Below are 5,000 nucleotides of genomic sequence, written 5' to 3' on the forward strand. Positions count from 1 at the left end.
TGACCCCGTAACTTCGGGAGAAGGGGTGCTTTCTTAACGGAAAGCCGCAGTGAATAGGCCCAAGCGACTGTTTAGCAAAAACACAGCTCTCTGCGAAGCCGTAAGGCGAAGTATAGGGGGTGACACCTGCCCGGTGCTGGAAGGTTAAGGAGAGGGGTTAGCGTAAGCGAAGCTCTGAACTGAAGCCCCAGTAAACGGCGGCCGTAACTATAACGGTCCTAAGGTAGCGAAATTCCTTGTCGGGTAAGTTCCGACCCGCACGAAAGGTGTAACGATTTGGGCACTGTCTCAACCAGAGACTCGGTGAAATTATAGTACCTGTGAAGATGCAGGTTACCCGCGACAGGACGGAAAGACCCCGTGGAGCTTTACTGTAGCCTGATATTGAATTTTGGTACAGTTTGTACAGGATAGGCGGGAGCCATTGAAACCGGAGCGCTAGCTTCGGTGGAGGCGCTGGTGGGATACCGCCCTGACTGTATTGAAATTCTAACCTACGGGTCTTATCGACCCGGGAGACAGTGTCAGGTGGGCAGTTTGACTGGGGCGGTCGCCTCCTAAAGTGTAACGGAGGCGCCCAAAGGTTCCCTCAGAATGGTTGGAAATCATTCGTAGAGTGCAAAGGCATAAGGGAGCTTGACTGCGAGACCTACAAGTCGAGCAGGGACGAAAGTCGGGCTTAGTGATCCGGTGGTTCCGCATGGAAGGGCCATCGCTCAACGGATAAAAGCTACCCCGGGGATAACAGGCTTATCTCCCCCAAGAGTCCACATCGACGGGGAGGTTTGGCACCTCGATGTCGGCTCATCGCATCCTGGGGCTGTAGTCGGTCCCAAGGGTTGGGCTGTTCGCCCATTAAAGCGGTACGCGAGCTGGGTTCAGAACGTCGTGAGACAGTTCGGTCCCTATCCGTCGTGGGCGTAGGAAATTTGAGAGGAGCTGTCCTTAGTACGAGAGGACCGGGATGGACGCACCGCTGGTGTACCAGTTGTTCTGCCAAGGGCATAGCTGGGTAGCTATGTGCGGAAGGGATAAGTGCTGAAAGCATCTAAGCATGAAGCCCCCCTCAAGATGAGATTTCCCATAGCGTAAGCTAGTAAGATCCCTGAAAGATGATCAGGTTGATAGGTTCGAGGTGGAAGCATGGTGACATGTGGAGCTGACGAATACTAATAGATCGAGGACTTAACCATATAATATGTAGCAAATGTTATCTAGTTTTGAAGGAATATGCCTTCATAGTTTGGTGATGATGGCAGAGAGGTCACACCCGTTCCCATACCGAACACGGAAGTTAAGCTCTCTAGCGCCGATGGTAGTTGGGACCTTGTCCCTGTGAGAGTAGGACGTCGCCAAGCAACTTTAAGACAAGTCAGAATGACTTGTCTTTTTTGTGTTTTATAAAAATAAGAATGGGTGGTAAATCTCAGTTTTTTATAATTTCACTTTATTGTTCACATCAACAAGTTCAAAACGCTCACAGACGAGTAACATATCTTCAGAGAAATTAAGACCAAGCTCATTTAGTTCCTTTGTAAAAAAACGAACATGGGTGTCTCTCCAGTAATTATAAGTACGATCTCCTTCGCCTTCAGCGATAGCGAATTCTTCGCTTACTTCATTCATTGGTGTTACAGTTACTTCTATTATCTTAATAATAGCTACAGGTTCATCATTACTATTAAGTATAATACTATAATCATTAGTGGTCGGTAGCGGTTCATTTTCTAATTCATAAAAAATGTGACCGGAGCATGTAGCAGTTTTAATACCGTCAATTACTAGTTGTGCAAGATAATTAGGGGAATCTCCAAATTGCCAAGCTATAACAGATTCTGGTTTTTTGTTGTTTCCCCAATAAGTATTCCAATATGTCTGTGCTAATTGATTCATTTTATCGTCACCTCACTCTAATTAAATTTAGTCGCTTTATAATTCCTAGGAAATTTATTTATTTACTTATTCTGTCTTTGTGCTCATTTGAAATTTGTATCAGTGTGTTGCAAATTAAAAAGATACTATGTGGAATGAATATGGTTTGTAAATATGTTCTGTATATATATGGAATCTTTAATTTTCCAATTGCATTTTATGATAAAGGATATAGTTACTTAAAGAACGTTCAGACTATTAATGGTAGCTTATTATCACTATGCCATATTGAAGTGAGTAGTACTAGAGTTGAAATAGATAAAAAACCGATATTCTAAAATTGAATATCAGTTTAATGATATGTGACTTATATGAATCTATAGTAATACGAAAAGCGTAAATAAGATAGCCAACAAAATACGATAGTATGCAAAAGGTTTTAAACCTATCTTCTCTAAAAGCTTTAGAAAAGTTACTACCGCTAGCATCGCTACGGTAAAAGAGGTAATGAATCCTACCGCAAACATAGGGATGTCATCGACACTTAAATACTCCCAGCTTTTTAGTAAGTCTAAGCCTGTAGCTCCAACCATTACAGGAAGAGCTATTAGAAAAGAGAACTCGGATGCGGTTTTATAATTTACTTTTGCTAATAGACCTCCAGAGATAGTAGAGCCAGCTCTAGAGAAGCCAGGGGATACTGCTAAGCACTGAAATAATCCAATTGTTAAAGCTTGACGGTATGTTAAATCGTCCAGTGAATAGGCGGTTGCCTCTTTCTTTTTTACTTCTGCAAAGATCATAAGAATTGCCCCTGCTACAAGTCCAATCACAACAGTGTATGGCTGAAATAAGTATGTTTTAATAATATCATGTAGTAGCAAACCAGCCACTACTGCCGGAAATACGCCAAGAAATACATGAAACGCGTTGAATTTTTTCTCTTTCCGTAGAAGAGGCTTAATATTACATAGAGAAACGAGACGTTTATGATATAAAATTGCAATAGCTAAAATTGCGCCTAGCTGAATAACAATTTCAAACGTTTTTGCTCTTTCTCCTTCAAAGTCTAATAAATGCCCGACTAATATAAGGTGGCCAGTAGAAGATATAGGTAAAAATTCAGCTAATCCTTCTACAATACCGAGTATGAAGGCAATAATGATATCGCTCATAGTTTCACTCCTATAAATTAATGAATGTCTACTTTTTTAAAATAGAATAGTGTTGCAATAAATCCGGAAATTGTTGTTACTGCAATGATGATATAAGAATACTCTGGTGGATATGTCGGTTGTAATTCATTATTTGCGATATCTAGAGTAGCGGTCCACGGAAATAAATCTTTATGCTTGGAGTTTACGAGCATAAGATTGGTCATTGTAATAATGACTGTTAATATAATGGGCGGTACATAGCTCTTCATGACAAGAGTTAGTAGTACAATAGGTGAAGACAATAGAAAGAGAAGTCCACCACATATTAAAAATTCTAGGAAAGAACTTAAAAGTAAAGCAATGTTAAAACCAGGGAAATTCCCCAATAGCCCTAATATTAAAGTAAGTGTCCAAGCGACTAAAGTTAGCATCATGATCCAAAGAAAGAGAATGATGAATTTACTTATAATAAAGCTAATGCGCGACACGGGGATAGTTAGTAAATTTTTTAGTGTATCTTCTGCATATTCGCGGGTAAGCAAATATGCAACCACTACTCCATATAAGGGGAATCCTATAACTAAAGTAGTATATAAGTTAACATCAGTGAATAATTGATGGAACCAAATAGTCGGAGTTGGCTGTTTTGTTTTTATATGTATATAAGAGGCTACTACAACTAAGAAAGGTGCGACACCAGCACCAATAATGCTAATTAAAAACATATTAGAGCGTTTTAATTTTAAGAGTTCTGTATAGAGTAGATTAACCAATTGTTCCACCTCCAACTAGCTTGGTGAAATAATCTTCTAGTCTATCTTCACTTATCATCATTTTTAATACTTCAATACCATTAAGAACTAATGTTCTATTTATGTATCCTTGTTGTCCAAAATGAGAGTAAATACGAATATTCCCTTCATCGTGTACTTCATAATCAAAAATTTGAAGATGATTTTCTAATAACATCACAGCTTTATTGTCATTATTCACTTGAAACTCTATGTACTTACGATTTGCTTTACGTAGCGTATCAAGAGAAACTTCGTCTAGTAACTTTCCTTCATGAATAATTCCGATACGATCGACTAACTGTTCTACCTCGGCTAATATGTGACTAGAAATGAGTATGGTTATATTTCTTTCTTGAGCTAAAGAATGAATAAGTTTTCGCATTTCTTTAATACCAATAGGGTCTAGTCCGTTAGTTGGTTCATCTAATATGAGTAGCTCGGGATAATGGAGAAGAGCGCGTGCAATTCCTAAGCGTTGCTTCATTCCTAAAGAATACTTTCCTACTAACTTTTTTGTCTCATGCTGCAAGCCTACTATTTCTAATGCTTCTTCGATAGCATTCTTTTTGTGAACCCCAATTATCTTTGCATTAATTAATAGGTTTTCTTTTGCAGTTAAGTTTTCATAAAATCCTGGAACTTCAACTATAGAACCAATTCTGCTTAAAATATCTTTTTGATTTTGGAATAAGTTCTCTCCAAATATTTCAATCGTTCCACTTGTAGGCTTTATAAGACTAAGCAGCATACGAATGGTTGTTGTTTTACCAGCACCGTTGCGGCCTATGAAGCCATAAATCTCCCCTTGTTGAACATTAATATTTAAATTATCTACTGATTTTTGATTGCCATATACTTTAGTAAGGTTAGTCGTTTTTATAATTGTATTTATAGGAGACACCTGCTTTCTATAAGTTCTTACTTACATCATAAAAAGGAAGGCTTAACTGCATATTAATCATTTCTTAACTATTTCTTAAAAGTATTGTGTTTTGGAATAGAAAAGCCAAAAATAGTTCGTTTCCATGGAGTGCTTTCAACCCATATATGCCCACCATTTCTCTCAACGAGCGCTTTAGAAATAGAGAGCCCGAGACCACTACCACCAAACGAGGAGTTTCTTGATTGTTCGCTTCGGTACATTCGCTCAAACACATTTTGTAAATCATGCTTTGGA

5 protein-coding genes and 2 rRNA genes (2 of these 7 cut by a window edge) are annotated in these 5,000 nt (G+C 38.8%); 2 read left to right on the plus strand and 5 right to left on the minus strand.

Annotation, left to right across the window (positions count from 1 at the left end; all coding sequences use genetic code 11):
* Both NZ044_RS01590 and rrf read left to right on the plus strand, forming a co-directional pair.
* Nucleotides 1-1,193: ribosomal RNA gene (locus NZ044_RS01590) — 23S ribosomal RNA — on the plus strand; it begins 1,729 nt to the left of the window's first position.
* A gap of 49 nt (nt 1,194-1,242) precedes the next feature.
* Nucleotides 1,243-1,358: ribosomal RNA gene (rrf, locus tag NZ044_RS01595) — 5S ribosomal RNA — on the plus strand.
* A gap of 76 nt (nt 1,359-1,434) precedes the next feature.
* Here rrf and NZ044_RS01600 read toward each other — a convergent pair.
* The 5 genes from NZ044_RS01600 to NZ044_RS01620 form a co-directional block, all read right to left on the minus strand.
* Nucleotides 1,435-1,893 (minus strand): ASCH domain-containing protein, encoded by a 459-nt coding sequence (locus NZ044_RS01600; RefSeq protein ID WP_001072428.1) that lies wholly within the window; start codon nt 1,891-1,893, stop codon nt 1,435-1,437.
* Between the two features lie 356 nt (nt 1,894-2,249).
* Complete coding sequence (gene uppP / locus NZ044_RS01605; RefSeq protein WP_098506698.1) at nt 2,250-3,047, minus strand: undecaprenyl-diphosphate phosphatase UppP; 798 nt, start codon at nt 3,045-3,047, stop codon at nt 2,250-2,252.
* Nucleotides 3,048-3,064: 17 nt separating this feature from the next.
* Complete coding sequence (locus NZ044_RS01610; RefSeq protein WP_000247718.1) at nt 3,065-3,802, minus strand: ABC transporter permease; 738 nt, start codon at nt 3,800-3,802, stop codon at nt 3,065-3,067.
* Nucleotides 3,795-4,724, minus strand: a complete 930-nt coding sequence (locus NZ044_RS01615; RefSeq protein WP_340949435.1) for an ABC transporter ATP-binding protein — start codon at nt 4,722-4,724, stop codon at nt 3,795-3,797. The genes NZ044_RS01610 and NZ044_RS01615 overlap by 8 nt, the downstream gene beginning before the upstream one ends.
* Nucleotides 4,725-4,792: 68 nt before the next feature.
* Nucleotides 4,793-5,000 carry the 3' portion of a sensor histidine kinase gene (locus NZ044_RS01620; RefSeq protein WP_340949437.1) on the minus strand. Its footprint extends 806 nt past the window's final position, so only the last 208 of its 1,014 coding nucleotides appear in the window; the start codon falls outside the window, past its right edge; the stop codon is at nt 4,793-4,795.

The sequence above is a fragment of the Bacillus sp. FSL K6-1338 genome (genome assembly GCF_038006965.1).
Classification (GTDB): Bacteria; Bacillota; Bacilli; order Bacillales; family Bacillaceae_G; genus Bacillus_A; species Bacillus_A thuringiensis_S.